The following is a 26,776-nucleotide window of genomic DNA, read 5'->3' on the forward strand; positions in this document are numbered from 1 at the left end:
AACCAGGGGGCGACCGGCCGCCGACCGCAGTGCGGGGGCAGCCGTCGAACACGGAGGGATTCAGCGAGCGGAAGGCGGGCCGCGTGCGTCGAACAGCGCGACCCAGCGCGCGAGTGCCTCGCCCTGCAGCCAGGCGAATGTGGCCGAGGGCAGCAGCACGGGCAGCATCAGCATCGGCACGCCGGGCACACCTGCGCCGTCCGACAACTGGTCGTAGAGCCGGCAATCGGCGTCCGAATGGTCCCCGAACAGCTTGGCAAGCCCATCGGATGCGTGCGCGCGGTCGTGGTGGTGATGACCGTGATGGTCGAACTCCGCGTGCGCAGTGGCCGTTGCCACCGCGGCCTGTGCCAGCCCCGGCATGTGCAACGAGCGGTGCACCAGCCCGAGCGAACCCGCGAACCACAGCGCCACCACCAGCAGCACGGCGAGCATGCGCGCCGGCAAGGCCGGACGCCGAGGTGCAGGGCGAGCGAAGTACAAGGGAGGGAACCGGCAGGTGGAAAAAATCGGAACCCGATATTGTCGCGGGTTGACGGACCGGGCGCGGGTCACTACATTACTAACCCGCGAGTCATTAAAATCATGCCCAGTCCCCGCTCCCTTGCCGACAAGATCTGCCCGGTCCGCGCCAAGCGCGAGCGCCGCAAGGAGGCGCGTCCGGGCGAACTGCTCGCGGCGGCGCTCGACCTGTTCGTCGAGAAGGGTTTCGCGGCCACCCGCGCCGAGGAAGTCGCGGCACGCGCGGGGGTCTCCAAGGGCACCCTGTTCCTCTACTTCCCGAGCAAGGAAGAGCTCTTCAAGGCGGTGGTGGTCGAGAACCTCAGCGGCCGTTTTTCCGAATGGAACCTGGAGTTCGAGGCCTTCGAGGGCACGACCGCCGAAATGCTGCGTTATTGCATGCGCGTGTGGTGGGAGCGGGTCGGCATGACCAAGGCGTCGGGCCTGACCAAGCTCATGATGAGCGAAGGCGCCAATTTTCCCGAGCTGGCCGAGTTCTATCGCAACGAGGTGGTCCGCCCGGGCCACCAGCTGCTGCGGCGCATTCTTCAGCGCGGCATCGACAGCGGCGAGTTCGCACCGGTCGACGTCGACCACGCCATCTATGCGGTGGTGGCACCGATGGTGTTCCTGATGCTCTGGAAGCACTCCGCCATGGTCTGCGTCGACGGCGAAGTCGCACTCGACCCCGCAAAGTTCATCGAAACCCAGGCCGAGACCGTGCTCCACGGACTCGTGCGCCGGGCGGCCCCTGGCCGGGCCACCTAAAATTGAAGGTTTGTCCTGAGCCCCACAAGGAAAAGCCTGCCATGAACCCCACCCCCGACCTCGAGCGCCTGCGCTTCAACATGATCGAACAGCAGATCCGGCCCTGGGATGTGCTGGACCTGGAGATCCTCGAGCTGCTCGCCGCAATCCAGCGCGAAGAGTACGTGCCGCCCGCGCACCGCGGACTGGCCTTCTTCGACATGGAGCTCCCGCTCGGCGACGGCAGCGTGCCGGGCCAGGTCATGCTCTCGCCCAAGGTCGAGGCCCGCATGCTGCAGGATCTGCATGTGCAGAAGCACGAGTCCGTGCTCGAGATCGGCACCGGCTCGGGCTTCATGGCCGCCCTGCTCGCGCAACGCGCGGCGCAGGTGCTCACGCTCGAGATCGACCCGGTGCTGGCCGCCCGCGCCGCCGAGACGCTGCGCCAGAACGGCGTTGCCAACGTCGAGGTGCGCAACGCCGACGGCGCAGTGCCGCTGCCGAGCGGCCCGAGCTTCGACGTGATCGTGCTCAGTGGTTCGGTCGCGCGCATTCCGCAGAACCTGCTAGGTTCGCTCAAGGTCGGCGGCCGCCTCGGCGCGATCGTGGGCGAAGAACCGATGATGCGTGCCCATTTCGTCACGCGCACCAGCGAGAGCAAGTGGGACACGGTCCAGCCCTGGGACACCGTGGCGCCGCGCCTGCTCAATTTCCCCGAGCCCTCGCGGTTCTCGTTCTGAACCGGCAGGCCATCCGATGATCGATCAAGTCCGCCCCGCCGAGCTGGCCGCCTGGTTCGCGCAGAACCCCGACGCGCCGCCGGTGCTGCTCGACGTGCGTGAGCCCTGGGAACTGCAGACCGCGAGCGTCGCGCCGCAGCAGGGCTTCACGCTCGTCGCCATTCCGATGAACGAGATCCCCGCACGAGTCTCCGAGCTCGACCCGGGCCAGCGCATCGCCTGCCTCTGCCACCACGGCGCGCGCAGCCAGCGCGTGGCCGCGTTCCTGAGCCAGAACGGCTTTGCAGCACTCGCCAACGTGGCGGGCGGCATCGACGCCTGGTCGGCGCAGCACGACCCGTCGGTGCCACGCTACTGATCGACATTTTCTTCAAGGACGTTCAATGCCCGCCAGGCCCAGGCTCCTGCCTCTTTCCGCAGCACTCGCAACGCTCTTTGCCACGCTGCTCGCACTGCCGGCCCAGGGCCAGACACTGAACGAACTCTACGCATCCGCGCGCGGCTTCGACGCCTCGTACCAGGGCGCCCGCGCACAGTACGAAGCCAATCTCGCGCGCGCCGCGCAGGCCAGGGCCGGCATCCTTCCGGCCGTCGGGCTCACGGCCGGCGTGAACCGCAGCAACATCGACATCGACACGCTCACCGGTGCCGGCCGCGGCAACACCACGCCGCGTGACTTCAGCACGCAGAACATCGGCATCAATGCGACGCAGCCACTCTACCGCCCCGCCGCCTGGGCCACCTACGAGCAGGGCAAGCGCCAGGCCGAGATTGCAGAGGCGGTGTTCACGCAGGCCGAGCAGGACCTGATCGTGCGCGTGAGCCAGGCCTACTTCGACGTGCTCGCGAGCCAGGACAGCCTCGCGCTGGTGCGGGCGCAGAAAACCGCCGTGGCCGAACAGCTCGCATCGGCGAAGCGCAACTTCGAGGTCGGCACCTCGACCATTACCGACACGCGCGAGGCACAGGCGCGCTACGACCTCGTCATCGCGCAGGAGATCGCGGCCGAGAACGACCTGCAGGTGAAGAAGGTGGTGCTCGACCAGCTCGTCGGCCGCCCGGGCAGCGTGCCGGTGCCGCTTGCGCAGCCCGTGGCGTTGCCGACGGCCACGCCGGCCAATATCGAGGCCTGGGTGGCGCAGGCTGAGGCGGCGCACCCCGCCATCCGCCAGGCGCAGCTCGGCGTGGACGTGGCGGGGCTGGAAACCGAGAAGGCCAAGGCGGGCCACAAGCCCACGCTGGATGCGAACCTCGGCTACAACATCACGCGCAACCCCGACGGTACCAGCACCAGCACCGTGGGCACGCGCATCAATGCCGCCACGGTGGGCGTGGTGTTCAACCTGCCGCTGTTCGCGGGCTTCGCCACCGAGAACCGCGTCAAGGAAACGCTCGCGCTCGAAGACCAGTCGCGCAGCGTGCTCGAGGGCACGCGCCGCAGCGTGGCTCAGGCCACGCGCGCGGCCTATCTCGGGCTCGTGTCGGGGGCCGGACAGGTGAAGGCGCTCGAGGCGGCCGAGGCCTCGAGCCAGAGCGCGCTCGATGCCAATCGGCTGGGCTACCAGGTGGGCGTGCGCATCAACATCGATGTGCTCAATTCACAGAGCCAGCTGTTCCAGACCAAACGCGACCTGGCCCAGGCGCGCTACAACGTGCTGCTGGGGCACCTGCAGCTGCGACAGGCCAATGGCACGTTGACGGTCGGCGACCTCGACGCGATCAATGCCACGTTGGCAACGAACGGCAGCACGTCCGCGGCGCCGTCTTCACTTGGTGAACGGCCACCGACCACTGCGCCCTCGTCGCCGGTCGCGCCGCCGCGCGTTCCGGTGGTGCCGCCGGTGCCGGTGCAGCCCTTCAATCCGCCGCCGCCCGCCATGCCGACGGCACCGCCGCCGCCGGTGATCCTGAATCCGCCGGTGCGCTGATACGCCGGCACCGGCGCATCAGTCGAGCGTCGGCTCCGCGCGCTCGGACTCGCCGTCGATCGGTGCGTCGGCGCCTGCCGCCGGGTCGGCCGCCTGCGCGATGGCCAGCACCGCCGCAGCCGTGCGCTCGGCGGCGCCGCGGTTGGCCGACGAGAAACCCAGCGCCGCTTCGGCCATGGTGGCCCGGCGCTCAGGGTTCTCGACCAACTTGAGCGCGGCGGTCACCGCCTGCTCCATTCCCTCGACGCGCAGCGAGGCGCCAGCTGCAAGCGACAGCTCGGCCGCCTCGGCAAAGTTGAAAGTCGAGGGCCCCATGACCACGGGGCAGCCGCAGGCCGCCGCCTCGATCAGGTTCTGGCCGCCGAGCGGCTCGAAGCTGCCGCCGAGCAGAGCGACATCGGCCAGGCCGTAGTAGAGCGCCATCTCGCCGAGCGAGTCACCGAGCCAGATCTCCCCATCGACCGGCGCGCCCGCCGCACTGCGGCGTGCCACCGCGAAGCCCTGCGCCTCGATCAGCGCGGCGACTTCGTCGAAGCGCTGCGGATGGCGCGGCACGATCATCCATTGCACCTCGTGCACGCGCCGCGCGATGGAACGGACGGCGCCCTGCTCGGGCGGCACGGGTTCGGTGGCGCCGAAGCGCTTGAGCATCTCGAGCAATATGCGTTCCTCGCCATCGCGCGAGCTCGCGAGCATCACCATCGGCTTGGGCAGGTGCTCGCGCAGCTTGACGGCCGTGGCGAGCTGGCGCGCATCGGGCGCGGCATCGAACTTGAGGTTGCCGTAGATGCCGGCCACCTTGGCGCCCAGTGAAACCAGCCGGTGCGCATCGGCCTCGGTCTGTGCCCACACGGCCGCCAGCGCCGAGTATGCAGGCCGCGCGAGCCACGAGAGGCGTTCGGCGGCGGCCAGCGATTTCTCGTTGAGGCGCGCATTGGCCAGCACCAGCGGGATGCGCCGCGCCTTGCAGGCGGCGGCCATCACGGGCCAGACCTCGGTCTCCATCAGCACGCCGATGCGCGGCTGAAAGCGGTCGAGGAAGCGCGCAACGGCACCCGGTGTGTCCCACGGCTGCCAGACCTGCGTGTCGCCGGGCTCGAGCAGCTTGGCGCCCTCTTCGCGGCCGGTGGCGGTGCCGTGCGTGAGCAGGATCGGAATGCCGGGATACTGCCGCCGCAATTCCGCAATCAGGATCGCGGCCGCGCGCGTTTCGCCCAACGATACGGCATGCACCCAGCACTGGGCCTCGCCGGTGACCGCCTCGTCATAGTAGCCGAAGCGCTCCTCCACGGCGACGGCATAGCCGGGCTCGGCCACCGCACGCCGCCGCAGCTTGCGGCGAACCAGCGGTTGCACAGCAGTGGTGAAAAGGCCGTAGAGGCGCAGCGCCAACGAACGCACGGTCTGTCCGGCCTAATGCGACGCTTCGGCGAGCGTCGCGTCGGCCTTCACGGTCCTGAGGAGCGCGAGCATCTCGTCGCGGATGCGGTCGAGCGCCGCGTCGGTCTGGCCCTCGAAGCGCAGCACCAGCACCGGCGTGGTGTTGGAGGCGCGGATCAGGCCGAAGCCGTCGGGCCAGTCGACGCGCAGGCCGTCGATCGTGGAGACCACCGCGGGCGCCGCGAAACTGGCGATGTCCACCAGCTTCTCGACCACCGCATGCGGCTCGCCTTCGGCGCACTTCACGTTGAGTTCGGGCGTCGAGAAGCTGGTGGGCAGTGCATTGAGCGCATCGCTCGCGTTCGGCGTCTTGCTGAGAATCTCGAGCAGCCGGCAGCCCGCGTAGGTGCCGTCGTCGAAGCCGAACCAGCGTTCCTTGAAGAAGATGTGGCCGCTCATCTCGCCGCCGAGCGGCGAATCGATTTCCTTCATCTTGGCCTTGATCAGCGAGTGGCCGGTCTTGTAGATCATCGGCTTGCCGCCGGCGGCCTCGATGGCCGGACCGAGGCGTTGCGAGCACTTCACGTCGTAGATGATGGTGCCGCCCGGCACGCGCGACAGCACGTCTTGCGCGAAGAGCTGCATCTGGCGGTCGGGGAAGATGTTCTGGCCGTCCTTGGTGACGATACCAAGGCGGTCGCCGTCGCCGTCGAAGGCCAGGCCCAGCTCGGCGTCGCCTGCGGCCAGTGCGGCCATCAGGTCCTTGAGGTTCTCGGGCTTGCTCGGATCGGGATGGTGGTTGGGGAAGTCGCCGTCGACCTCGCTGAAGAGTTCGGTCACTTCGCAACCGATGGCGCGGAAGATGGCGGGCGCCGACGCGCCGGCGATGCCGTTGCCCGAGTCGACCACGATCTTGAGCGGGCGTGCGAGCCGGATATCGCCCACGATGCGCGCGGTGTAGGCCTCGGTCACGTCGACCTTGCGCACGCTGCCGCCGGGCGCGAGCTTCGCGCTGCCGTCTTCGATGACCTTGCGCAGGCCCTGGATCTCGTCGCCGTAGATGGCGCGCCCTGCGAGCACCATCTTGAAGCCGTTGTAGTCCTTGGGGTTGTGGCTGCCCGTCACCTGGATGCCGCTGCGGCAGAGCGTGTGGGCCGCGAAATAGAGCATGGGCGTGGTCACTGCGCCGACGTCGATCACTTCGACGCCCGTGGCCACCAGCCCCTTGATCAGTGCTTCGCACAGCGCCGGCCCCGAAAGGCGGCCATCGCGGCCCACGGCCACGGCCGTTTCGCCGGCGGCGCGGGCGGCGCTGCCGAAGGCCCGACCGAGCGCTTCCGCGACCTCGGCGTCGAGCGTGACCGGCACCACGCCCCGGATGTCGTAGGCCTTGAAGATCGACGCACTGAGTTGCATGAAGAGACGGTCCTGTCGGTTTGGAAGACCGGCCATTGTAGGCAAGCGCTTCCGCACCCAGATGTCCGAAAACGGCCAGTTGAAGCCAGTCGAAACCATATCATCCGTTCATGCCCCACCTTCCTGCATCCGCCGACACGCTCGAGAGCGACGCCTGCTACCTCGCGATGAAGACGCACGATGCGCGCTTCGACGGCCGCTTCTTCACCGCCGTGACCTCCACCGGCATCTACTGCCGGCCGGTGTGCCGCGTGAAGCTGCCGCGGCGCGAGAACTGCCGCTTCTTCCGTCACGCGGCCCAGGCCGAGGCCGAGGGCTTCCGCCCCTGCCTGCGCTGCCGGCCCGAACTCGCGCCCCGCGCGGCGAGCTGGTCGACCGAGGACGCCTCGCGCATCCTCGCGCTGCAGGCCGCGCGGCTTATCGACGAGCCCGACGCCTGGGCAGAAGAAGGCCCCGGCGCCGCGCAGATTGCCGCTCGGCTCGGCGTGAGCGACCGCCACCTGCGCCGCATCTTCGAGGTGCAGTTCGGCGTCTCGCCGCTGCAGTACCTCCAGACGCGCCGCCTGCTGGCCGCCAAGCAGCTGATTGCCGACACCCGGCTGCCGATGACGCAGGTGGCGCTGGCGAGCGGCTTCGCGAGCGTGCGTCGCTTCAATGCCGCGTTCCTCGCGCACTACGGGCTCAACCCGAGCGCGCTGCGGCGAGCCGGCGGCGCCGAGAGCGGCGAGGGCCAGGCCATCGAGGTGCGGCTGGGCTATCGCCCGCCCTACGACGTACACGCGATGCTCGGCTTCTTCGCGCGGCGTGCGCTGCGCGGCGTCGAGGCCGCCACGACCGTCGACGGCAAGGCGCCCGCCAAGGGCGCCGACACGCCGGCGTTCGTGCGGCTCGCGCGCACCCTGCGCGTGCAGCACGGCACGCGCTCGCACGCGGGCTGGCTGCAGCTGCGCTTCGACACCGAGCGCGAGCAGATGCTGCTGTCGGTCAGCGAGTCGCTCGCCGCGGTGCTGCCGATCGTCATCAGCCGCGCGCGTGCGATGTTCGACCTCGATGCCGAGCCGATGGCGATCAACGCCACGCTGCATGGCGCTTTTCCGCACGGCGACGGCTTGCGCGTGCCCGGCACGCTCGACGGCTTCGAACTCGCGGTGCGCGCGGTGCTCGGCCAGCAGGTCACGGTGGCCGCGGCGCGCACGCTCGGCTCGCGGCTGGTCGAGGCCTTCGGCGAACCGCTGGCAACGCCGATCGAGGGCCTCGACCGGCTGTTCCCCACGCCCGCCGCGCTGGCAGCCGCGAGCGGCGATGCGCTCGGCCAGCTCGGCATCGTGCGGCAACGCCAGGCGGCGCTACAGGCCATCGCGCGCGAAGTGGCCGCGGGCCGGCTCGCGCTGCATGCAGGCGCCGACGTGCCGTCGACCATCGCCGCGCTGCAGGCGCTTCCCGGCATCGGCGACTGGACTGCGCAGTACATCGCGATGCGCGCGCTGCGCTGGCCCGACGCGTTCCCGGCCGGCGACATCGCGCTGCAGAAGGCGCTCGGCGTGGGTACCGCGCGCGCCGCGAGCGAGGCTTCGCAGGCATGGCGGCCCTGGCGCAGCTATGCGGTGCTGCGCGCCTGGCATGCGCCAACGCCAGCCGCGCCGCCTTCGGCCGGCGCCGCAGTTTCCTTCGACAGCCAACCCTCAACGGCAGGCCCCGCAGCCTGAAACGCCATGAAGTTCAAGAGCAAGACCATCTACACCTCGCACATCGACACGCCGCTCGGCGGCATCACGATGGCAGCCACCGACCAGGGCCTCGCGGGCGTCTGGTTCGACCAGCAGCGCCACTGGCCCGACACCACGGGCTGGCAGACACGCGACGACCATCCGGTGCTCGTCGAGGCGGGCGCGCAGCTGCGCGACTACTTCGCGGGGCGGCGCAGCAGCTTCGACGTGACGCTCGATCTGTCGCATGGCACCGCGTTCCAGCAGAGCGTGTGGCGAGCGCTCCGCAACATTCCCGCCGGCCAGACGCTGAGCTACGGCACGCTGAGCGCACATGTCGGCAACCCGGCCGCGGTGCGTGCGGTCGGCGCGGCGGTCGGGCGCAATCCGATCAGTGTGATCGTGCCCTGCCACCGGGTGCTCGGTGCCGACGGCTCGCTCACGGGCTACGCGGGCGGCCTCGAACGCAAGACCGCGCTGCTCGAGCTCGAACGGGCGAGCCGTGCGATATTCGACGCCCCATGAGCACAACGAACAACGACACCGCGCCCAACCCCGCCACCCGGCCCAAGGGATGGCTCGTCGACCTCGTGCTGCTGGGCGCGCTCTGGGGCGCCTCGTTCCTGTTCATGCGCATCGGCGCGGCGGAATTCGGCGCGCTGCCCGCCGCGGCGGTTCGCGTCGGTGTGGCGACGCTGTTCCTGCTGCCGCTGCTGTTCATTCGCGGCCATGGCCCCGCGCTCGCCACGCACTGGAAGGCGTCGATGGCCATCGGCGTGCTGAATTCGGGCATTCCGTTCGCGCTGTTCTGTTTTGCGCTGCTGACCATCAACAGCGGCCTGGCCGCGGTGCTCAATGCCACGGTGCCGATGTTCGGCGCGCTCGTGGCCTGGGCCTGGTTTCGCGACCGGCCCGACGGCTCGCGCATCGTGGGCCTCGTCATCGGCTTCGCCGGCGTGGCCATGCTCGCGAGCCGCAGCGCCGGCCTGCACGCCGGTGCCGACAACCATGCGGCGCTGTGGGCGGTGTTGGCCTGCCTCGGCGCCTGCGCGAGCTATGGCGTGGCCGCCAGCGCGACGCGGCGCTTCCTCGGCGGCGTGCCCGCTCTCGCCACGGCCACCGGCAGCCAGATCGGCGCGACGCTGTTCCTCGCGCTGCCGGCGCTGTGGTTCTGGCCCACGCAGATGCCGAGCCTGCACGCCTGGCTCGCACTGCTGGCGCTCGGCATTGCGTGCACCGGCCTCGCCTACATCCTGTTCTTCCGCCTGATCGCCAACGCCGGCCCGGCGCGGGCACTGACCGTCACCTTCCTGGTGCCGGTGTTCGCGGTGTTCTACGGCGCGGTGTTCCTCGGCGAGAACATCACGCAGTGGATGCTGATCTGCGCGGCGGTCATCGTCTGCGGCGTGGCGCTGTCGACGGGACTCGTGAAGCTCTGGCCCGGTGCCGCAGCATCGCCCTCGCGGCCACGTTGATACTTTCTTGCTCGTCCTGGGGCGAGGATCGACAACGTCCTACATACACAACGGCAAACTGCGCATGGGGTACCTCGGCAAGCGCCGGTAGCCTGGGGGCATTCAAAGGGGAGCGTTGCCCGGCAGCATCGCGTGCATGAAGCAGCACGCGGGCCCGAGGCCTTTTTTTTGCCTGTCGAAGGATTTCATTCAATGCTGTTGCTCCGCTCCCGCCCATTCGCCAACCCTGCCCGGCTGACGACATTGGGCGCACTGGCCGGTGTCGGCTTTCTCTTTGCACCCGCCCTTGCGTGGGCCGAGCCGTCGCCTGCACTCGACCGCTTCAGTTTCTCGGTCGGTGCCTTCAGCGCCGAACCCAAGTTCAATGCATCGGTCACTTCGGCCTACAGCGGTACGCTGCGCACGCGCGACCTCGAGCCCGGCCGCGTGACCATGCCGCGCATCACGGCCGACATGCTCCTGGGCGACAACCACGGTTTCTCGTTCGACTACTACCGCTACAAGCGCGACTACTTCGGTCAGGCTGCGGGCAGCGAATCCATCGGCGGCTTCGGCACGGTCAATGCGTTGGGCAATGCCAACATCGACGTCAAGCTCGAGTTCGCCAAGCTTTCGTACAAGTGGTGGATGGGCTCGGGCAACACCGTGTTCGGCCTCGGCGCGGGCGCCGCTTACTACCGCATCGACAGCAACGCGAACGCGATCGTCGCGGTCAACGGCCGCGTCGGCACCATCAACGAGGGCGGCAGCGACGACGCGATCGCGCCGCTGCTCGAACTGGGCGTGCGGCACGCAATCAGCCCCGACCTGCGGCTCTTCGCCGACGTCTCGGGCGTGCGCAAGGGCGGCGGCCGCTTCCACGGCAACATCTACAACGCTTCGGCCGGGGTCGAGTGGTTCCCGGTGAAGAACGTCGGCCTCGTGTTTGCCTATGGCGTGACGAACATCGACCTCTCGCGCGAAAGCCGCACGGCGGAGACCCGCCTCAAGGTCAAGATGCATGGGCCTTCGGCCTTCCTGAAGGCGCGGTTCTGAGGCGCGGGCCATAGGCCGGCAAGAGCGACGCGCTGGTGCGATCTACACTGGCGTCGTCACTCCCCTGCACCAATCACCATGTCCGACCTTTCCAGCTTTGCCATCACCCGCAAGTGGCCCGCGCGCCACCCGGACCGGCTGCAGCTCTATTCGCTGCCCACGCCCAACGGCGTGAAGGTGTCGATCCTGCTCGAAGAAACCGGGCTGCCGTACGAGCCGCACCTGGTGAACTTCGAGACGCAGGACCAGCTGTCGCCCGAGTTCCTTTCGCTCAATCCGAACAACAAGATTCCCGCGATCCTCGATCCCGACGGACCGGGCGGCCAACCGCTGGCGCTGTTCGAGTCGGGCGCCATCCTGCTCTACCTGGCCGACAAGACCGGCCAGTTCATCCCGACAGACGCGGCGGCGCGCTACGAGACCGTGCAGTGGCTGATGTTCCAGATGGGCGGAATCGGACCGATGTTCGGCCAGCTCGGCTTCTTCAACAAGTTTGCCGGCAAGGACTACGAGGACAAGCGCCCGCGCGACCGCTACGTGGCCGAATCGAAGCGCCTGCTCGGCGTGCTCGACCGGCGCCTTGCGGACCGTGACTGGGTCATGGGCGAGCGCTACACCATCGCCGACATCGCCATCTTCCCGTGGGTACGCAATCTCGTGGGCTTCTACGAGGCGCGCGAGCTCGTGGGCTTCGACGAGTTTCCGAACGTGGCGCGTGCACTCGACGCGTTCGTGGCGCGGCCCGCTGTGGCCCGGGGGTTGGCCATTCCGAAGCGCGGCTGAGCGCACATCAATGCAGCGGGCCGTGCTCGCGCGGGGCCCCGTCGAGCGAGGGCCTGAGCAGCGCCGCACCGAGCCAGCGGACCAGCGCCTCGGCGCGCTCGCGCGAAGGCGCGTCATGCAGCACGAAGTGCGCCGGTGTTCAGTCGGGCGATCCCCGATGCCACGCGAGAGCGGCGGTATAACCGGCCGGCGCGTCGAGCGCCATGGCTTCGAAACAGCCCCACGCGGGCACCGCGCATTCGAGGGCGAAGCGCTCGCTATCGCTCGGGTGGATGCCGACCGACTGCAGGTGCTCGGCCATGCCGACACCCACGGCCTTCAGCAGCGCCTCCTTGGCAGCCCAGCGCATGTGGAGCGCCTGCACCGGGTCAGTGGCTTCGCGCACTTCCCGGGCTTCGCGCGGGGTGAAGGCGATCGAAAGGATCACCTCGGCGTCGAGCCCCGCCCGGCACTGCTCGATGTCGACTCCGAGGGCATGCACGGTGCGCGGATCGCGGTGGCCGTGAAGCGCACGCGGTCCGCGGTCCTTGCAATGCGGTCGGCCCGGGCGCGCTCGGCGTTGGTCAGCCATCGCCGGCCGCCACGGCCTCGGCCCGCGTGTCGAGATCGAGTCGATAGACTTCGATGCCTGCGGGCAGTGGCGAATCAAGCCGGCGCATGGGATGCCGCGGCGCACTTCGTGGACATGGATGCATCCTCGGGAAGTTGATCAAGATCAGGCGGGCCGTTCGCCGCCCCATCCATCCAGACGTCCCGGCACCGGATCTGTTCACTTCGTTCTGCACATCGGGCGGTGCCCCGCGCCCGGGCCTCTAAAATTCCGCCCCTTTGCCTCCCGGTTTGCCCGCTCCTCCCCGCATGAACATCGTCGTCAACGAAGAACTCAAAGCCTATATCGATCCCCTGACCCCGGAGGAATACGAAGCCCTGGAACGCAGCATCCTGGCCGAAGGCTGCCGCGATGCGCTGGTGCTGTGGGGCGATGTGCTGGTGGATGGCCACAACCGCTACGGCATCTGTCAGAAGCACGGCCTGCCGTTCCAGACGGTGCAGAACACGCGCTTCAAGACCATCGAGGACGTGCACCTCTGGATGATCGACCAGCACCTGGGCCGGCGCAGCATCTCCGACTTCCTGCGCGGCGTGCTGGCGTTGCGCAAGAAGGACATCGTCGACAACCGTCGCGCGCGCACGGCCGCCGAGACCGCGTCGCCCGATGACGCACCATTCGACGGGGACACGCCGCCCTCGGCCGATCCCACCACGGCCCTGCCGCCGCCCGCGCCGCTCAACAGCCGCGAAGCCATTGCGCGTGCCGCCCGGCTCAGCAGCAACCAGGTGGTGATGATCGAGAAGATTCAGAAGCAGGCCGCGCCCGAGCTCGTGGCGGCGGTGAAGTCGGGGATGATCTCGATCAACACCGCGGCCGCCGTGGCGACGCTGCCGGCCGAGGAGCAGGTGTCCGCGGCGAGTGCGGGGAAGGACGAACTCCGCCAGGCCGCGAAGCGCGTGCGCGAAGCCAGGCGCAAGCCCCGCGAAGAAGCCGCCGGCGACAGCGACGCGTCCGGCGATCAGCTTGCGCCGCAGGCCGACCCGCTCGAAAGGCTGGCGCAGCGCGTGGCCGAGCTCACGGCCGAGAACGAAGCGCTACGCAGCCAGGTGGCCGAACTGCAGGCGCAGTTGGCCACCGCCAGCTAAGGACTACAGCCGGATCTCGGTGATCTTCGCGCCCGAGAGCGAGACCCCGGCCTCGAGGCCCACGTTGGTGAGCACGAAGCCCACCACCGGCTGGCGCATCGTGTTGGTGTCGATGCTGCCGTTGGCGCCGATGTTGGCGGCCGCCACTGTGGCGTCGGCACCGGCCGTCCATCCCTTGCTGTTGCGGAACTTGTCGAGCGCGGCCTGGTTGGTGAACACATAGATCACCGCCTTCGACTGGGCGCCGGCCTGGAAGCCGATCGAGCCCGCCGTCGTGCTGTAGTAGGACTGCGTGCTGCCCTTCACGCGCAGCGCGCCGCGGCCGTATTCGGCGCCCACGCCCATGCTCGCACCGACCACGGCCGGGAACACCAGCACGCCGCTCGACGAGGCGACCAGTTCGCGTGAACCCTTCGCGGAGTTGTAGAGCTTGGACAGTGCGGCGTCGACCTGCGCATCGATCGAAGCGCGCGACGACATGGCGCTGGACTTGTCGTCGGGGCGCGTGGTGGTGCAGCCCACGACGGCGACGCCGCCGACCGCGACGGCGCATGCAATGGCAAGGCTGCGGAAATGAATGGATGGCATGGCGTTCTCTCCTCTTCTTTGACTACATGATGGGAAAAGCCGGGCGCTTTTTGCGGCCGGCCGCCTCTTCGGCTTCTCCATGCTACGTCCGGCAAGCCGCGCCAAAAGCGGCTTGGGAAGACCGCCTACGCGAAGTCGCGACGGCCTGGAATCGTTGGCCCCGCCGACCGCCATCATTCAGTCGGAGTTAACGATTGAATCAATTCAGTTCAACCACCTCCGCCACCGGATTGCCTACAGTACGGCCATGCAGACCCCACCCGGCACCCTCCCGCTCGGCACGCCCGCCGCCCTCATCGACCTGCCGCGCATGCAGCGCAACATCGCGCGCATGCAGGCGCGCATGCAGGCGCTCGGCATGCGTTTTCGCCCGCATGTGAAGACCACCAAGTGCACGCCCGTCGTACGGGCCCAGCTGGCCGCGGGCGCGCAGGGCATTACCGTGTCGACGCTCAAGGAGGCGGAGCAGTTCTTCGCCGATGGCGTGACGGACATCCTCTATGCGGTCGGCATGGCGCAGCACCGGCTGCCGCAGGCACTGGCGCTGCGGCGGCAGGGCTGCGACCTCAAGATCATCACCGACAGCGTGGACTCGGCCCGCGTCATCGCAGAGTTCGGCCGCGCGCACGACGAGGCCTTCGAGGTGTGGATCGAGATCGACACCGACGGCCACCGCTCCGGCATCAAGCCCGAGGAGGCCGCGCTGCTCGCGGTGGGCGACGCCCTCGCGGCGGGCGGCATGCGGCTGGGCGGCGTGCTCACGCATGCGGGCTCCAGCTATGAGCTCGACACACCCGCGGCACTGGCCGCCATGGCCGAGCAGGAGCGCGCGGGCTGCGTGCGTGCCGCCGAGCGCCTGCGCGCTGCCGGCCTGCCCTGCCCGATCGTCAGCGTGGGCTCGACCCCGACCGCACTCTCCGCCGAGCGGCTCGACGGCGTCACCGAAGTGCGCGCAGGCGTCTACGTGCTGTTCGATCTGGTGATGCACAACGTCGGCGTCTGCACCACCGACGAGATCGCGCTCAGCGTGCTCACGACCGTGATCGGTCATCAGGTGGACAAGGGCTGGGCCATCGTCGATGCGGGCTGGATGGCGATGAGCCGCGACCGCGGCACGCAGAAGCAGAAGCACGACTTCGGCTACGGGCTGGCCTGCAGCCTCGACGGCCAGGTGCTCGAAGGCTACGTGCTGAGCGGCGCCAACCAGGAGCACGGCATCCTGTCGCGCGAAGAGGCGCCCGACACCGACATTGCGCAGCGGCTGCCGATCGGCACGCAGTTGCGGATCCTGCCCAACCACGCCTGTGCCACGGGCGCCCAGTTCCCCGCGTACCACGCGCTGTCGCAGGACGGCACGCTCGCCGCATGGAGCCGCGTCCATGGCTGGTGAACCCGTGCGCCCGCGCTACGTCGCGCCCCCGGGCCTGCCGACGCCCGGCGGCCATTACAGCCACGCCACCGTGGCCAACGGCTTCGTCTTCGTTTCGGGGCAGTTGCCGATCGCACCCGATGGCACCCGCCTGGGCGACGCCCCATTCGAGCAGCAGGCGCGCCAGGTGCTCGACAACGTCGAGGCCGCGTTGCGGGCAGCCGGCAGCGGCATCGACCGGCTGGTGCAGGTTCGCGTGTACCTCGACACGGTCGACAACTGGCCGGCCTTCAATGCGGTGTATGCGCAATGGGCTGGCGCGGCGCGGCCTTCGCGCGCCATCGTGCCCACGGGGCCGCTGCACTTCGGCTTCAAGGTGGAGATCGAGGCCGTGGCGCTGGCCTAGCAGCGGCGCCGGTCTGCTGGCGGGCGCATCCACACAAGGTGTTGCGTTTCGCGTGGCCGGCACCCCGGCATCGCGGGGTTGTATCGTCGTACGATTCGTTAACAAAGTCGCCTCCCAAGGCGGCTCCGAAACGTGCCACGAAAGCAAACCAAAGGATGCATTCGCTGAATCTCGCGCTCTTCGAGGCGCTCGCAGCCGGCTTTTCCCCGCCCTCCACGCTGCTGCAGCTTGCCTCGGCGATCGCGCTGTGGTCCTCGTGGGCCTGCGCGGCCGTGCTCGCCTGGGTGGCTTGGCGCCGTGCATCAGAACGCGGCCAACTTCTCACCGTGCTCGCGGCCGGCGGCGCGGCTTCGCTGATCGCGCACGAGATCGCGGCGTCCATCGGCATGCCGCGGCCCTTCATGGTCGGGCTCAGCCCGGCGCACGTACCGCACGGCGTGCGCGCGGGGCTGCCGAGCACGCACGCCACGGTGATGTTCACCATGGCCTTCATGCTGCTGTGGCGGCGTCCGCTGCGCGACGTGGGGCTGTTCCTGCTCGCAGTGGCCGCGGCAACCGGGTGGGCGCGCATCCACGTCGGCGTCCATTTTCCTTTCGACATCGCCGCCGGCGCGCTGCTGGGCGCGGGCATCGCTGCCGCGCTGTGCGCGGCGCGGGCGGTGGCGGCGCGGCTCGCACCGCGCGACTGCGCCAGCCTGCTGGCGAATCCGCTGCGGCGGCTCGCGGGCGGTGGCGCGGCACCTTGCGTGGTGCTGATGTTCATTGCGGCGGCCGCCTGGATCGGCATCCAGACGCCGCATGCGTTCGGCCCGTCGATGCTGGAGGAAAACGGACCGATCGAGAACGGAACGATCCAGCTGTACCTGCTCGCGGCGCTGTGCTTTCTGCTGGTGCGCGTCGAAGCCATGTCGCAGTGGGACCGCGCGGCGGTCTGCGTCGTGCTGCTCGGCTTCGCGGCGCGCGAGGCGCATTGGCTGCTGGCGCATCTGGATGCGCAGGCGCATCTGCTGCGCGGCCCCGCGACGCTCGCGGTGTTCGTGCCTGTCGCCGTCGCCGGCGCATGGCTCGCGCGGCGCGCATGGTTGCAGCGCGGGCCACTGCGCGCCTGGTCCCGCTGGCGCCCCGAAGCGATGACGCTGATCACCTTCGGCGCGGTGGTCGGTGCCGCGCTGGTGCTCGACCAAATTCCTTCTTCGGCATCTGCGCAGTCCGCGTACCTGATGCTGAGCTTCGAGGAGGTCCTGGAGCTGTGCTTGCCGGTGCTCGCACTGCTGGCCGCACTGCAGGCGAGGCTGGGCAGCACGGACGCCAGGCGCGGGCGAATGGCGAGTGCGGCCTGACGGGTGCGGGACGCCTCGGCGTCAACTTCATAATCGCGGCTCCCCTGAAACCTAACGAACCACGAATGAACGAGCCGCCCCCGTGAGTGCTGCAGATTTTCTCTTGTCCCCCGCGGTGCAGAAGCTGCTGCAGGTCGTCTACGCCGCCCCCGACCAGCCGCACGCGGCGAGCGAACTGGCCCGGCACACGAAGCTCGCGCCTGACGAGGTCGAGCGCACGATCGAACACCTCGTCGAAAGCGGCATCCTCGCAAGGCAGAAAGGAGAACCCGACGCGCCGGCCACGGTCACGCTCGACCGTTCGTTCATCTTCCACCGCGAGCTGCGCAGCATCGCGTTGAAGTCATTCGCCGCGGCCGAACCGATCCGCGCCATGCTGCGCGCCAAGTTCAAGGACGCGGTCGTGCGTGCCTTCATCCTGGGCGAGGACGCGCACGACAGCACCGTCGAGCTTCTGGTCGTGCATGGCGCGGTCATGCCCGACCGCGCGGCCATGGCGGCGGCCTGCCAGAAGCTGTCGAAGTCGCTGCATCGCCACCTGCAGGTGCACGTCATCTCGAACGCCCGCTTCGAAGGACTGACGAGGCCGCGCGACGTGCTGGCCGAAAAACTCGCGGCGCCCTCGGCGTTCGAGATCGTTGCGCCGGGCGACACCAAGGCGCAGTTGCCGACTGCGCGACGCGGCTTGCTGCACAGCGCGAAGAGGACGTTGGCGGCGCTGTCGCCTAGGCAAAGGCGTCCGTAGGCGAGCTCCGGCACAGGCTGGTGCGGCGGCTACGCGCTGAGCGGCGCCAGCACTGGCGCGGCAGGCAAGCTCCGCGCATGCGCCCTCAGGCAGGCGATGAAATCCATGAGTGTGGCTGAGACGTGTTCGCGGTTCCACACCACGGTGATCGGGCCGAAGCGGATGTTCGAATCAAGGGCGATCTTCCTGAACAGCCCCAGCGAGGCCATGTAGTCCGCCATGGATTCCGCACACACGCCGACATAGTCGCCCTTTTGCAGCAGTGCCTGCATCATGGCCAGCGACGCGGTTTCTGCCTTGGGCACCAGCCACGATGCCTGTTGCTCGATGAGATAGGCGTCCATCTGGATGCGAGTGAGCGTACCAAGGGGCGGCATCACCCATTGCTCGCGCAGCACGTCGGCAAAGCCCGGCGGCTGCTTGCTGTCCCAGTGCTTGCTGCCCTGGCCGATGACGATGCTCACCTGGTCGTCGAAAAGCACGTGATGCGCCAGCTGCGGCTTGTGCGCCCTTGCATCCAGCACGCCGATCACGGCATCCATGGCACGCGTGTCCAGGCCCTTGAGCAGGTCGTCGAACAGCCCGTCGTGGATGGACACGGCCACATCGACATGGCGCTGCTGGAACGCGGTCACGGCTTCGGGCAGGCCGCCGGCGATGCCTGCCCAGACGCTGCCCACGTTCAGACGCGGCACGCGCCCCGCAGCCACCGCGTGCATCTCGCGGCCGGTACGCACGATATCTCCCAGCACGGTGATGGCCAGCCGCTTGAGCAGATGCCCCGCAGGCGTCAACTGCACCTTGCGCCCGCGCACCATCAGCGGCGTACCCGCCACGCGTTCCAGTTCTGTCAGCCAGTGCGACATGGCAGATTGCGTCATGTGCAGCCGCGCCGCCGCCTCGGTCAGCGTGCCCGCCTCGTCCAGAACCAGAAAGGATTCCAGATGCCGGACCTTGATGCCCCGCGCCCAGGAAAGGCCTTCTGAACGTTCAATCATGAGTAAACCTTCATATATCCATTTTGCATTTTCACTAGGTAGATGGCTGCCTTTGTCATGAAAATTACCTCATCTTTCATGACAAGCCCCGGAGGAATCCCAGTGTCCAAAGCAATCACGAACGTCTACAAGATCCTGATGGGTGCCGCGGTCGCGGCTACCGCGGCGACCACCGTGTACGCGCAAACCTCCTATCCCAGCCGTCCCGTGCGCCTGGTCGTATCGCAGGCCCCGGGCGGCAGCAGCGACACGATCGCACGCATGTGGGCCGAACACGCAGGCAAGGCCATTGGCGCCACCATCGTGGTGGAGAACAAGCCCGGTGCGGGCGGCATCATTGCCGCACAGAGCGCGTTGAATGCGCCCGCCGATGGCTACACCCTGCTGCTGGGCAGCGTGTCGCTGATGGTGCTCAACCAATTCACCTACAAGCCGCTGCCCTACAACCCAGCGCAGGATTTTGTTGGCGTGACCATGCTGACCACCGTGCCGTTCGTGCTGTCGGCCAATCCAGCCACGGGCATCAAGACGCTCAAAGATTTGACGGAAAAAGCCAAGGCGGCGCCCGGCAAGCTGAACTTCGCATCCGCCGGCCTGGGCAACTCCACTCATCTTGCCGTCGAACTGATGGCCAATGCTCTGGGCATTTCGATGACCCACATCCCTTACAAGGGCGAGGCCGACGGCATCCTGTCCACCATCGGTGGGCAGACCGAAGTGATGGCACCGGTGTATGGCACTGCCCTGCCCCACATCAAGAACCACAAGCTCAATCCGCTGGCCGTGTTGTCGCCACAGCGCACCCCTGAACTGCCCGATGTGCCCACCCTTGGCGAGCTGGGCGTGAAGGGCTTTGACAACATGGGTTGGAGTGCGGTGGTGGCACGCACCGGCACGCCGCCCGACATTGTGGAAAAGCTCAACAAGGCGACGGCAGCCTTCCACAAGAGTCCCGACGTGCAGGCCAAGCTCAAGAGCATGGGCGTGATCCCCATGTCCGGCCCTTCCGCGCTGGTCATGGAAACGGCGGCGCGTGATACCAAGGCCTGGGGGCCTACGCTCGAGGCGCTGAATCTCAGCGCCAAATAAGCCATGAAAAAAGAAGCCATGGTGGTCTGTCCGCAGCCGGAGGCCGCCGAATCCGGCATCGACATCCTGCGCGCAGGCGGCAACGCGGTGGATGCTGCGGTAGCCACCGCGCTGGCCCAGACGGTGGTCGACCCGCTGATGTGCGGCATCGCGGGTTTCGGCACTGCCGCCGTGTACCTGCCCGGTGCTCAGGTGCATGAATATTTCGACTTCCACTCGCCCGCGCCGCTGGCGGCCAGGGAAGACATGTGGGAGCACCTGTTGGAGGGCGAGACCAGGGATGGCTTCGGCTTCATCCTCAAGGGCCGCGTCAACGACATCGGCCCCCAGTCCATCGGAACGCCGGCAACGCTCAAGGGCCTGGAGGCCATGCACCAGGCGCACGGTCGCTTGCCGTGGAAGCAGGTGGTGGAGCCCGCCATCCGATGGGCGGCGGACGGCTACTTTGTGCGTCCCGGCATGCACGCCTTCTGGATCGACGAGCCCAGCATGGGCCGCGTCGGCAACCTGGAGCGCCTGCAGTACTGCGAGGACAGCCGCCAGTTGTACTGCCGCCCCGACGGCCGCCCCAAGCCCATCGGTGCGCCGCTGCGCAACGAAGGCATGGCCGCCGTGCTGCGCCAGATTGCCGAGGAAGGCGCGCGCCCGTTCTACCAGGGCGACCTGGCGCAAAAGATGGTGGCGCACCTGCAGTCGCTGGGCTCGCTGATCACGCGCGACGACCTGGCCCGGTACCAGGTGCAGCGCAACGCGCCGCTGGTGGGCCGCTACCGCGACCGCACCATCACGACCAACCAGCCCCCGGGTGGCGGCGCCATGCTGCTGGAGATGCTCAACATCCTCGAGCACTTCGATCTGGCGAACCTGGAGCACAACAGCGTCGCCTACTTGCAGACGCTGTGCGAGGCCATGAAGAAAGCCACGATCGACAAGGACCGCTGCATCGGCGACCCGAAGTTCTTCGACGTGCCGCTCGATCAGTTGCTGTCCAAGGACATGGCCCGTGATGTGGCCGAGCAGATCCGCGCGGGTCATCGCTTCGACGTGGAACGCGTGAACCCCGGCGCGCCCGTGCCGCGCGACACCACCCACCTGAGCGTGGTGGACGCCGACGGCAACGCCGTCTCCCTGACCCACTCACTGGCCATGCCCTCGGGCATCATCACCCCGGGCATGGGCTTCCTGTACAACGGCTGCATGGGCGTGTTCGACCCGCGCCCGGGCCGCGCAGGCAGTATCCAGCCTGGCAAGAGCCGCTTCACCTCGTCATGCCCCACCATGACCTTCAAGGACTGCGAACTCGACGTGGTGCTCGGCGCCCCCGGTGGCACGCAGATCGCGATGGGCGTGCTGCAGGTGCTGCTCAACGTGATCGACCACGGCATGGAAATGCAGGCTGCCGTGTCGGCGCCACGCTTCTCGTCCACCAGCAACGCCATCGACGTGTGCAACCGCATTCCGCGCTCGACCACGCGCGCACTGGAAGCACAGGGCTACGCCGTTGGCCGCAACCCGTACAACTACACCATCGGCTGGGTGCACGGCGTGCAGGTACAGGCCGACGGCCTGCACGGCGGCGCCGACCCCGGCCGTGATGGCGTGGCGTACCGACTGCGCATGGATCCTGCGCGCTGATCGGTTGGGTCCGAACCGTTGTCGGGCCGCTGGAGGGAGTTGAATCGAGACAACAAAAAGCCCCTGTAGCAGAGCTGCTACAGGGGCTTGTGTTTGGCGGAGTGGACGGGACTCGAACCCGCGACCCCCGGCGTGACAGGCCGGTATTCTAACCAACTGAACTACCACTCCTGGTAGACAACGTTCGCTCCTTGCGGAACCGAGTGTTGACAACTCGTGCCGGTTTCACTTGCGTGAAACTGGCGACCCTACGGGGATTCGAACCCCGGTAGCCACCGTGAAAGGGTGGTGTCCTAGGCCTCTAGACGATAGGGTCAAAACCTTGGACGTGCTGCGATCAGCATCACAAACCTTCTCGACACTTTGATGGTGGAGGTAAACGGGATCGAACCGATGACCTCTTGCATGCCATGCAAGCGCTCTCCCAGCTGAGCTATACCCCCATCTTGACTTTCGGGCTTTTCTTTACGAACTGCCTTGTTGTCGCTGTCGAGCCTCAGATTATAGACCGAGTTTTACGGCGCTTTCAAACGCTCGATCACTTTTTCTTGAGAAAAGATGGCGAGCACTGCATCGAGCGACGGCGTCTGCGGTGTGCCCATCACGAGAACGCGCACCGGCATCGCCAACACAGGCATCTTGAGCGAATGCGCGGCCAGGGTTTCCTTGATCGCCGCGGCGATCGCCGCCTTGTCCCACGTGGCGAGCGCTGCGAGCTTATCCGCCAACGTGGCGAGCGCGGGCTTCACCGCGTCAGTCACGTGCTGCGCACGGTCGGCGTCGCTCGGTGCCACGTCGGCATAGAAGGCCGCGGCCCAGTCGGCCAGCGCGACGGTGGTTTCGCAGCGGTCCTTGAAGAGCGCGCAGATGGCGACGAGCCGCTCGTCGGCTTCGATGCCACGCTTGCTCTTCAGTTGAGCGGCCACCAGCGGCGCCAGCGCGTCGTCGGGCTTGGCCTTGATGTATTGCGCATTCACCCAGGCGAGCTTGGCCGCGTCCCACTGCGCCGGGCTCTTCGAGAGGTGCGAGCCGTCGAACCAGCTCACCATCTGCTCGCGCGTGAACAGCTCGTCGTCGCCATGGCTCCAGCCAAGGCGCGCCAGATAGTTGAGCATGGCTTCGGGCAGGTAGCCGTTGTCTTCGTAGGCGGTGACGCTCACCGCGCCGCGGCGCTTCGAGAGCTTCTGGCCGTCGTCGCCGAGGATCACGGGCACGTGGCCGAACTGCGGCAGCGGTGCGCCGAGCGCGCGGAAGATGTTGATCTGCCACGGCGTGTTGTTGATGTGCTCGTCGCCGCGGAACACATGCGTGATGGCCATGTCCCAGTCGTCGACCACCACGGCGAAGTTGTAGGTGGGCACACCGTCGGGCCGCAGGATGATGAGGTCGTCGATCTCGCGGTTGTTGATGGTGATCTCGCCCTTGACGAGGTCGTTCCAGCGCACGTCGCCTTCGGGCGGGTTGCAGAAGCGCACCACCGGCGGCACGCCTTCGGGCACGGGCGGCAGCACCTTGCCGGGCTCCGGGCGCCAGCGCCGGTCGTACAGGGTCTTCTCGCCGCGCGCGCGCTGCGCCTCGCGCATCTCGTCGAGCTCGGCCGGCGTGCAGTAGCAGTGGTAGGCCGTGCCGGCCGCGAGCATCTGCGCGACGACTTCGCGGTAGCGCTCGAGGCGCTGCATCTGGTAGATCGGACCCTCGTCGTAATCGAGGCCGAGCCAGTGCATCGACGCGAGGATCTGGTCGGTGGAATCCTGCGTGGAGCGGGCCACGTCGGTGTCCTCGATGCGCAGCACGAACTCGCCGCCATGGTGGCGCGCATAGGCCCACGAATAGAGCGCCGTGCGGGCGGTGCCCAGGTGAAGAAAGCCCGTGGGCGACGGAGCGATGCGGGTGCGAACTTTGCCGGTCATGTCGTTGTTGTTGTGGGTGATGCGAAACCCGTCAGGGTGCCGAGGCCGCGTGCCAGGTCGGCCTTGATGTCCTCGACGTGCTCGAGACCGACGGCGACGCGGATCAGGCCCTGACCGATGCCGGCGGCCTGGCGCTGCACTTCGGTGAGGCGTCCGTGCGAGGTGGTCCCCGGATGGGTGACGATGGTTTTCACGTCGCCGAGGTTGGTGGCGAGGCTCACCACGCGCGTGCTGTTCATCACGTGGAATGCATTGGCGCGCGCGGTCTCGGGCGTGTCGCCGACCACGTCGAACGACACCACCGCGCCGCCGAGCCCCGACTGCTGACGCATCGCGAGTTCGTGCTGCGGGTGCGATGCAAGGCCCGGGTAATACACGCGCGCAACACCGGGCTGCTTTTCGAGCCACTGCGCCACGTCGAGCGCGTTGGCGCAGTGCGCCTTCATGCGGATGCCGAGCGTCTCGATGCCCTTGAGAACGACCCACGCGTTGAACGGCGCAAGCGCCATGCCGGCGGTGCGCACCACAGGCCCGAATACGTCGTCGATGAGCTTCGACGGCCCGCAGATCGCGCCGGCCATCACGCGGCCCTGGCCGTCGAGGTGCTTGGTGCCCGAATGGATGATGAGGTCGGCGCCGAGCGATGCCGGTCGCTGGAGGATCGGCGTACAGAAACAGTTGTCGACCGCGAGCAGCGCCCCCGCGGCATGCGCCACGTCGGCCAGCGCGCGGATGTCGCAGACCTCGGTCAATGGATTGGTGGGGGTCTCGGCGAAAAGGAGCTTGGTGGTCGGCTTCAGGGCCGCGCGCCATTCCGCCACGTCGCTCTGCGAGACGAAGGTGGTCTCGACGCCGAACTTGGCAAACTCCTTGCCGAACAGGTTCAGCGTGGAGCCGAACACCGAGCGTGAGCAGATGACGTGATCGCCAGCCTTGAGCAGGCCCATGCACATCATGAGAATGGCGCCCATGCCGGTGGATGCGCCGATGGCCGCCTCGGTGCCCTCGAGGGCCGCGATGCGCCGCTCGAAGCTCGTCACCGTGGGATTCGACGTGCGCGAATACGTGAAGCCGGGCTCCGTGCCGGCAAAGCGGCGCGCGGAGGTCTCGGCGTCGGGCTGCAGGAAGCCGCTCGTCAGGAACAGCGCATCGGAATGCTCGCCGTACTGGCTCGGCGCCAGGCCGGTGCGCAGCGCGAGCGTGTCGGGATGCAGCCCGGGCGGAAGGAGGCGCTCATCGGTCATTTCACGCCCTCACTCGCTGTGATTGGGAAGCGCGAGACGCGACGAATCTTCTTCGGTCTCTTCGATGCGTGGGCGGTTGCCGTTCATGCGCGTGATGGCATCGGTGTCGATGTCGCCCGTCACGTACACGCCATCGAAGCACGAGGCATCGAAGCCGTCGAGCGCGACGCCCGGCGAACCGGCAGTGCCCGGCGAACCCTTCATGACCGCGCGCTTCATCGCGTCGACGTCCTGGTAGATCAACGCGTCGCAGCCGATCAGCTCGCGGATCTCCTCGACCGTGCGGTCGTGCGCCACGAGCTCGTCCTTGGTCGGCATGTCGATGCCGTAGACGTTGGGGTAGCGCACCGGCGGCGCGGCGCTGGCGAGGTAGACCTTGCGCGCGCCGGCGTCGCGTGCCATCTGCACGATCTCGCGGCTCGTGGTGCCGCGCACGATCGAGTCGTCGACGAGCAGCACGTTGCGGCCCTTGAACTCGCTCGCGATCACGTTGAGCTTCTGGCGCACCGACTTCTTGCGCACGCCCTGCCCCGGCATGATGAAGGTGCGGCCCACGTAGCGGTTCTTCACGAAGCCTTCGCGGTACGGAATGCCGAGCAGGTGCGCGAGCTGCGTGGCGCTCGGGCGGCTCGATTCCGGAATCGGGATGATCACGTCGATCTGGTTCGGCGGCACGGTGGACACCACGCGCTTGGCCAGCGTCTCGCCGAGGTTGAGGCGCGCCTGGTAGACCGAGATGCCGTCGAGCACCGAGTCGGGCCGTGCGAGGTACACGAACTCGAAGATGCAGGGGTTGAGCGTGGGCGCCTCGGCGCACTGCATCGAGTGCACGTTGCCCTGCAGGTCGATGAACACGGCTTCGCCCGGCGCGATATTGCGCTCGAACGTGTGGCCCGAACCTTCGAGCGCGACCGATTCGCTCGCCACCATCACGGTGCCGTCGGCGCTGCGGCCCATGCTGAGCGGACGAATGCCGTACGGATCACGGAACGCGAGCAGGCCATGGCCTGCGATCAGCGACACCACCGCGTACGAGCCGCGCAGGCGCTTGTGCATGTTCTTGACCGCGGCGAAGACTTCGGCCGGATTCAGCGGCACGCCGCGCGAGGCGCGCTCGAGTTCGTGCGCCAGCACGTTGAGCAGCACCTCGGAGTCGCTCTCGGTGTTGGTGTGGCGGTGGTCGGTCGAGAACAGCTCCGCACGCAGCGCGTGGGCGTTGGTGAGGTTGCCGTTGTGCACCAGCACGATGCCGAACGGCGCATTCACGTAGAAGGGCTGGGCCTCTTCCTCGCTGTAGGCATTGCCCGCGGTCGGGTAACGCACCTGGCCCAGGCCCACCGCGCCCGGCAGCGCGCGCATGTTGCGCGTGCGGAACACGTCGCGCACCATGCCCTTGGCCTTGTGCATGAAGAACTTGCGTTCGAGCAGGGTGACGATGCCGGCCGCGTCCTGGCCGCGGTGCTGCAGCAGCAGCAAGGCGTCATAGAGCAGCTGGTTGACGGGTGCGTTGCTGACAACGCCGACGATTCCACACATGAACGATTCCTCTCAGGGCAGGTAGCTTGCCAACTTTTCAGGCAGCGCGGGTTTCAGGCCCTGCAATGCCGCATCGAGAACATTGGCGCTCAGCGAGTCGCGCCACCAGGCACTGTCGCTCAACGCCAGCAAATGAACAGTGACCGCCAGCACGAGCAAGGCCACCACGCCGCGCGCCGCACCGAAAGCCCCACCCAGAATGCGGTCCACAGGCCGCAGCCCGACCGCCGCAATCAACTTTCGCGTCAGCGCCGCCACGAGCCCGACGCCGAATGCCACCGCCACGAACACCAGCACGAACGCCAGCGGATAGCGCCAGGTCGCCTGCGGGTCGCCGAACGGCAGCCACGCCGCCACATCGGAGGCCAGCCACTGGGCGACGATGAATGCGGCCACCCAGCCCGCCAGCGAAATCACCTCGAACACCAGGCCACGCACCAGGCCAAACAACATCGACACGACGACGAACGTGACGGCGATCCAGTCGAGCAAGGCCACGGTGGCGGA

26 protein-coding genes and 3 tRNA genes are annotated in these 26,776 nt (G+C 68.0%); 16 read left to right on the top strand and 13 right to left on the bottom strand.

The window, feature by feature from the left end; all coding sequences use genetic code 11:
- Positions 1-60: 60 nt before the first annotated feature.
- Positions 61-435, bottom strand: coding sequence for a hypothetical protein (locus AC3A6R_RS06570; protein WP_487858235.1), 375 nt, complete (start codon positions 433-435; stop codon positions 61-63).
- 150 nt (positions 436-585) lie between these two features.
- Here AC3A6R_RS06570 and AC3A6R_RS06575 point away from each other — a divergent pair, with 150 nt between their 5' ends.
- The 4 genes from AC3A6R_RS06575 to AC3A6R_RS06590 are packed head-to-tail and all read left to right on the top strand — an operon-like array spanning position 586 to position 3,916.
- The gene (locus tag AC3A6R_RS06575) at positions 586-1,269 is read left to right on the top strand and encodes a TetR/AcrR family transcriptional regulator (protein ID WP_487864052.1); all 684 of its coding nucleotides are present in this window, start codon (positions 586-588) and stop codon (positions 1,267-1,269) included.
- Between the two features lie 41 nt (positions 1,270-1,310).
- A complete protein-coding gene (locus AC3A6R_RS06580; protein ID WP_487858237.1) occupies positions 1,311-1,988 on the top strand; it encodes a protein-L-isoaspartate O-methyltransferase family protein in 678 nt (225 codons plus the stop codon).
- Between the two features lie 16 nt (positions 1,989-2,004).
- Positions 2,005-2,346, top strand: a complete 342-nt coding sequence (locus tag AC3A6R_RS06585; RefSeq protein ID WP_487858238.1) for a rhodanese-like domain-containing protein — start codon at positions 2,005-2,007, stop codon at positions 2,344-2,346.
- A 25-nt stretch (positions 2,347-2,371) separates the two neighbouring features.
- Positions 2,372-3,916, top strand: coding sequence for a TolC family outer membrane protein (locus AC3A6R_RS06590; RefSeq protein ID WP_487858239.1), 1,545 nt, complete (start codon positions 2,372-2,374; stop codon positions 3,914-3,916).
- 18 nt (positions 3,917-3,934) lie between these two features.
- Here AC3A6R_RS06590 and AC3A6R_RS06595 read toward each other — a convergent pair whose 3' ends face one another.
- On the bottom strand, positions 3,935-5,317 hold the full coding sequence (locus AC3A6R_RS06595; RefSeq protein ID WP_487864053.1) for a 3-deoxy-D-manno-octulosonic acid transferase: 1,383 nt from the start codon (positions 5,315-5,317) through the stop codon (positions 3,935-3,937).
- A 12-nt stretch (positions 5,318-5,329) separates the two neighbouring features.
- Entirely contained in the window at positions 5,330-6,712 is a 1,383-nt protein-coding gene (locus tag AC3A6R_RS06600) for a phosphomannomutase/phosphoglucomutase (protein ID WP_487858241.1), read from the bottom strand.
- A gap of 110 nt (positions 6,713-6,822) precedes the next feature.
- Here AC3A6R_RS06600 and AC3A6R_RS06605 point away from each other — a divergent pair, with 110 nt between their 5' ends.
- From AC3A6R_RS06605 to AC3A6R_RS06625, 5 genes are all read left to right on the top strand, one after another.
- The gene (locus tag AC3A6R_RS06605; protein WP_487858242.1) at positions 6,823-8,418 is read left to right on the top strand and encodes a DNA-3-methyladenine glycosylase 2 family protein; all 1,596 of its coding nucleotides are present in this window, start codon (positions 6,823-6,825) and stop codon (positions 8,416-8,418) included.
- A 6-nt stretch (positions 8,419-8,424) separates the two neighbouring features.
- Positions 8,425-8,943 (top strand): methylated-DNA--[protein]-cysteine S-methyltransferase, encoded by a 519-nt coding sequence (locus AC3A6R_RS06610; protein ID WP_487858243.1) that lies wholly within the window; start codon positions 8,425-8,427, stop codon positions 8,941-8,943.
- Positions 8,940-9,893 (top strand): DMT family transporter, encoded by a 954-nt coding sequence (locus AC3A6R_RS06615; protein WP_487864054.1) that lies wholly within the window; start codon positions 8,940-8,942, stop codon positions 9,891-9,893. The genes AC3A6R_RS06610 and AC3A6R_RS06615 overlap by 4 nt, the downstream gene beginning before the upstream one ends.
- A gap of 192 nt (positions 9,894-10,085) precedes the next feature.
- On the top strand, positions 10,086-10,928 hold the full coding sequence (locus tag AC3A6R_RS06620; protein WP_487864055.1) for a hypothetical protein: 843 nt from the start codon (positions 10,086-10,088) through the stop codon (positions 10,926-10,928).
- 78 nt (positions 10,929-11,006) lie between these two features.
- Positions 11,007-11,711, top strand: a complete 705-nt coding sequence (locus tag AC3A6R_RS06625; RefSeq protein ID WP_487864056.1) for a glutathione S-transferase N-terminal domain-containing protein — start codon at positions 11,007-11,009, stop codon at positions 11,709-11,711.
- A gap of 139 nt (positions 11,712-11,850) precedes the next feature.
- Here AC3A6R_RS06625 and AC3A6R_RS06630 read toward each other — a convergent pair whose 3' ends face one another.
- Complete coding sequence (locus tag AC3A6R_RS06630; RefSeq protein ID WP_487864057.1) at positions 11,851-12,192, bottom strand: 4'-phosphopantetheinyl transferase family protein; 342 nt, start codon at positions 12,190-12,192, stop codon at positions 11,851-11,853.
- Positions 12,193-12,569: 377 nt separating this feature from the next.
- Here AC3A6R_RS06630 and AC3A6R_RS06635 point away from each other — a divergent pair, with 377 nt between their 5' ends.
- Complete coding sequence (locus AC3A6R_RS06635; RefSeq protein WP_487864058.1) at positions 12,570-13,409, top strand: plasmid replication/partition related protein; 840 nt, start codon at positions 12,570-12,572, stop codon at positions 13,407-13,409.
- 3 nt (positions 13,410-13,412) lie between these two features.
- Here AC3A6R_RS06635 and AC3A6R_RS06640 read toward each other — a convergent pair whose 3' ends face one another.
- Positions 13,413-13,997, bottom strand: a complete 585-nt coding sequence (locus AC3A6R_RS06640; RefSeq protein WP_487858250.1) for a BPSL1445 family SYLF domain-containing lipoprotein — start codon at positions 13,995-13,997, stop codon at positions 13,413-13,415.
- 247 nt (positions 13,998-14,244) lie between these two features.
- Between AC3A6R_RS06640 and AC3A6R_RS06645 the strand changes: the two genes are divergently transcribed.
- The 4 genes from AC3A6R_RS06645 (at position 14,245) to AC3A6R_RS06660 (ending at position 17,857) form a co-directional block, all read left to right on the top strand.
- Positions 14,245-15,387 (top strand): DSD1 family PLP-dependent enzyme, encoded by a 1,143-nt coding sequence (locus AC3A6R_RS06645; RefSeq protein WP_487864059.1) that lies wholly within the window; start codon positions 14,245-14,247, stop codon positions 15,385-15,387.
- Entirely contained in the window at positions 15,377-15,772 is a 396-nt protein-coding gene (locus AC3A6R_RS06650; protein WP_487858252.1) for a RidA family protein, read from the top strand. The genes AC3A6R_RS06645 and AC3A6R_RS06650 overlap by 11 nt, the downstream gene beginning before the upstream one ends.
- 155 nt (positions 15,773-15,927) lie before the next feature.
- The gene (locus AC3A6R_RS06655) at positions 15,928-17,112 is read left to right on the top strand and encodes a phosphatase PAP2 family protein (protein ID WP_487858253.1); all 1,185 of its coding nucleotides are present in this window, start codon (positions 15,928-15,930) and stop codon (positions 17,110-17,112) included.
- Between the two features lie 82 nt (positions 17,113-17,194).
- Positions 17,195-17,857, top strand: a complete 663-nt coding sequence (locus tag AC3A6R_RS06660; protein WP_487864060.1) for a hypothetical protein — start codon at positions 17,195-17,197, stop codon at positions 17,855-17,857.
- A gap of 29 nt (positions 17,858-17,886) precedes the next feature.
- Here the strand turns inward: AC3A6R_RS06660 and AC3A6R_RS06665 are convergent, their stop codons facing one another.
- Positions 17,887-18,855, bottom strand: a complete 969-nt coding sequence (locus tag AC3A6R_RS06665) for a LysR family transcriptional regulator (protein ID WP_487858255.1) — start codon at positions 18,853-18,855, stop codon at positions 17,887-17,889.
- A gap of 102 nt (positions 18,856-18,957) precedes the next feature.
- Here AC3A6R_RS06665 and AC3A6R_RS06670 point away from each other — a divergent pair, with 102 nt between their 5' ends.
- Together AC3A6R_RS06670 and ggt are read left to right on the top strand one after the other, a co-directional pair.
- A complete protein-coding gene (locus AC3A6R_RS06670) occupies positions 18,958-19,944 on the top strand; it encodes a Bug family tripartite tricarboxylate transporter substrate binding protein (RefSeq protein ID WP_487858256.1) in 987 nt (328 codons plus the stop codon).
- Positions 19,945-19,947: 3 nt separating this feature from the next.
- On the top strand, positions 19,948-21,579 hold the full coding sequence (ggt, locus tag AC3A6R_RS06675) for a gamma-glutamyltransferase (protein ID WP_487864061.1): 1,632 nt from the start codon (positions 19,948-19,950) through the stop codon (positions 21,577-21,579).
- A gap of 94 nt (positions 21,580-21,673) precedes the next feature.
- On the opposite strand, the gene AC3A6R_RS06680 is transcribed toward ggt, so the two are convergent.
- From AC3A6R_RS06680 to AC3A6R_RS06710, 7 genes are all read right to left on the bottom strand, one after another.
- Positions 21,674-21,750 (bottom strand) — tRNA-Asp (locus AC3A6R_RS06680).
- Positions 21,751-21,819: 69 nt separating this feature from the next.
- Positions 21,820-21,895 (bottom strand) — tRNA-Glu (locus AC3A6R_RS06685).
- Positions 21,896-21,946: 51 nt separating this feature from the next.
- Positions 21,947-22,022, bottom strand: a tRNA-Ala gene (locus AC3A6R_RS06690).
- Between the two features lie 72 nt (positions 22,023-22,094).
- Positions 22,095-23,489, bottom strand: a complete 1,395-nt coding sequence (gene gltX / locus AC3A6R_RS06695; RefSeq protein WP_487864062.1) for a glutamate--tRNA ligase — start codon at positions 23,487-23,489, stop codon at positions 22,095-22,097.
- Entirely contained in the window at positions 23,486-24,733 is a 1,248-nt protein-coding gene (locus AC3A6R_RS06700) for an O-succinylhomoserine sulfhydrylase (protein WP_487864063.1), read from the bottom strand. The genes gltX and AC3A6R_RS06700 overlap by 4 nt, the downstream gene beginning before the upstream one ends.
- 9 nt (positions 24,734-24,742) lie before the next feature.
- Entirely contained in the window at positions 24,743-26,269 is a 1,527-nt protein-coding gene (gene purF, locus AC3A6R_RS06705) for an amidophosphoribosyltransferase (protein WP_487858260.1), read from the bottom strand.
- Positions 26,270-26,281: 12 nt separating this feature from the next.
- Positions 26,282-26,767 carry a CvpA family protein gene (locus AC3A6R_RS06710; protein ID WP_487858261.1) on the bottom strand — a complete coding sequence of 162 codons (486 nt, stop codon included), beginning with the start codon at positions 26,765-26,767 and terminating at the stop codon, positions 26,282-26,284.
- Positions 26,768-26,776: the final 9 nt, after the last annotated feature.

The organism is Variovorax sp. Soil_C_19 (assembly GCF_057657255.1).